The organism is Chryseobacterium sp., assembly GCF_022712095.1.
Classification (GTDB): domain Bacteria; phylum Bacteroidota; class Bacteroidia; order Flavobacteriales; family Weeksellaceae; genus Chryseobacterium.
In genome coordinates, this window is the sequence record NZ_JALAHD010000210.1 from 1 (window position 1) to 2,832 (window position 2,832).

Below are 2,832 nucleotides of genomic sequence, written 5' to 3' on the forward strand. Positions count from 1 at the left end.
CAATATTCTTATCTAAAAATCTTTTCTTTTGTAATTGATCTACAGACCTGTTTAAGAAACTCACAGTACCATTAAGATTAAACCCTTTCTTAGTGATAACCATAATAGTATTGATTTCTTTATCAAATTCCACACCTATAGTGGATACTATATCACCTACAGATTGATTTACAGATTTCAATGTTACAATAATATTATCCAGCTTGATTTTAGGCTGTGTGGGATTTTCAATAAGTCTAAATCTTAAGTTTGGACTTGTATACCATTCATTTAATCTTACTATTTTATTAGCAGGTCTTGGATATGAGTTAATATTCTGAAATCCTTCAAATTCATAACTATACAGGTTCGTTGATTGCCCTTCTTCCGGTAAAACAATCTCATAACTCCCGTTTCCTTTAGGAATTATTGTAATGGGATAATTAATTTGCTGTAAATGGCTTTTGTCTATTTGCAGAAAAACCGGAGAATCATCTTTATCAAGATAAGTAGATTTTATTGCTCCTTTAGTAGAATAATTAGCAAAAAGATCTAATTCTTTCACCAAAAATTCATTGTGAGATCTAGACAAAAGCATTTTCTTTAAATAAATACCATCCTGGTTACCTCCTTGTCCCCAAATAAAGTTGAATGATTGATTAGGTGTAAAATAGCTTGCGGTATTATTAGAAACACTTAAAGATAAAGTAGATGCATAGATATTTTGTGCATAATATTTTCCATACACCCAAGAAATTACATATCCTATGCCCAGCATTAATACAAACCAATACCAATTTCTTAATACCCTTCTTAAAAAGTGCTCAATATCAAATAAAGCAAAAGAGCCAATTTTTTCCTTTTGAGAATCATTTTTCTCTACATTAGTATCTTTTCCTGGAATCATGATATTTTAAAGATTTTTAATAAGCAAATAGATTGATAATGCCGTAGTAAGTACAGAAACCCCCGTTGTTAAGGTCTGCACCGGATCTTTTCCAAATCCATTTAAGCTTTTTCCTCTTGTATTAAGATATATTTCGTCTCCATTTTGAATATAATAATAAGGAGAATTCATCACATCTTCACGTGTAAGGTCTATTTTAGCAATTTTAATCCCTTCCGGTAATTTTCTATGGATTACAATATTTTTTCTGTCAACAGTTCTATTTAGCCCTCCATTCATAGCTAAAGCTTCCGTAATAGTAAGTGTATTTTTGTGGGCACTTTTCTCTCCGGTAATTGCTACTGTTTCTACGTCTCCAAGAATATAATAAGTAATACCATCTATATTCAATCTGGCTTCAGCTTTACCTTCCTGAAAATTCTCGTTTACTTTATCCTGAATATCCTTAGTAACTTCTTCAATCGTTCTTCCTTCTGCCTTTATATATCCAATACCAAAAACATTGATTTCTCCACGGGAATCTACCTTTAACCCATAGAAATAAAAGTTGGTATTCCCTCCATTGGAATTACTGTTACCCGCTCTTATAGGAGTATTAGCTCCACTTGAAGTATTGGATGCAGAGGTATTTAAAGCAGAATAAAACTGAGCAGCATCTCCTTTTGGAGTTGTAACAATATTAAGGTTTAAGATATCATTTTTGGTAATCCGGTAAACAGGAATATTATATGGAACCAATCCTTCTTCGTTAATTACGAGGCTTTCATTAGGTTGCATGTATCGTACATCTTTCTTAGTTATACAAGATGTAAGTATAAGTGACAGTAGTATGGGTAATAAATACTTATAATTCTTCATCATATTTTTTCAATGTTGTTTGCAAAAATAAAGATTTAATTGTTACTTTTTATTATTTCTTAGCATATAAATGAAATCTGGCAAATAAGCTCCGATAAAACCTAAGCATAGAACAATTATTAACAGTACGTTAATATTCATATGTCTCAGGAAATAAGCTGTCATTATAATGAAAAGATAATAGGTGATAATATAGAAGCTCGACCTTCTGTGAGTCAGATTAAGCTTCAAAAGTTTATGGTGAATATGATTTTTATCGGCATCAAAAGGTGACTTTTTATTACAGAGCCTTACAATAATAACATTAAGTGTATCTACAATAGGCAGTATTAATATGGCTACTGCTACTACCGGTGCAGACTGCAAATGATATCTTGGAACATTTGGAAGTGCTTTATCAATAAATATATCAATAAAGCAAATGGATGTAAATGCTAATAGAAAGCCTAAAAGCATCGATCCTGTATCCCCCATAAAGATTTTATTAGTTCTGTAATTGGAAAGATTATAATACAGAAAAGCCAATACAGCTCCAATGATAATAACAGAAAGAACTACTAGTGGATAGTTATATTCTCCCAACCTGTAATAACTAATCCCAAATAAGGCACTGCATATTATAGAGTATCCACCTGCCAAACCATCAATACCATCAATAAGGTTAAATGCATTGATCAGAATAATGAAGGTAATAATACTAAACAATACACTTACCCAATATTCTATTTCATAAACACCAAAGATTCCAAACAAATTTCTTATTCTAATATCAGAACCTATAACGATAATTGATGAAACAACAATTTGGGCAACCAGCTTTTTGTAAGCCCTCATTACCACAATATCATCCATTACTCCAATATAAAGAAGGATTACCATGGATGCAAATAAGAATTTGTATAAATCAAAAAGCTCATATGCAAAAATAGAAGCACATATTCCTATAGAATAAAATATTGCAATTCCTCCTAAATTAGGTATTTTTCTTAAATGTGAGCTTCTTATTCCCGGCTCGTCCATCAAATTTTTTCTTCTGGAAATTTTAATGATTGTAGGGATTGAGAAAAAAGTAATTAAAAATGAAAATA

Annotated in this window: 2 protein-coding genes and 1 pseudogene; all 3 read right to left on the reverse strand. The window is 31.0% G+C overall.

The genetic code is table 11. The features are described from left to right. Positions 1–886, reverse strand: a pseudogene (locus Q0A18_RS11135) (gliding motility protein); the annotation flags it as partial. Between the two features lie 6 nt (positions 887–892). Beyond that, the gene (locus tag Q0A18_RS11140) at positions 893–1,747 is read right to left on the reverse strand and encodes a polysaccharide biosynthesis/export family protein (protein ID WP_292010226.1); all 855 of its coding nucleotides are present in this window, start codon (positions 1,745–1,747) and stop codon (positions 893–895) included. Positions 1,748–1,786: 39 nt separating this feature from the next. After that, a partial coding sequence (locus Q0A18_RS11145) for an MraY family glycosyltransferase (protein ID WP_292010227.1) occupies positions 1,787–2,832 on the reverse strand: 1,046 nt, incomplete at its 5' end.

Coding starts and splice junctions, on each gene's coding strand:
- Q0A18_RS11140 (WP_292010226.1), bottom strand. CDS start 1,747: ATGATGAAGAATTATAAGTATTTATTACCCATACTACTGTCACTTATA.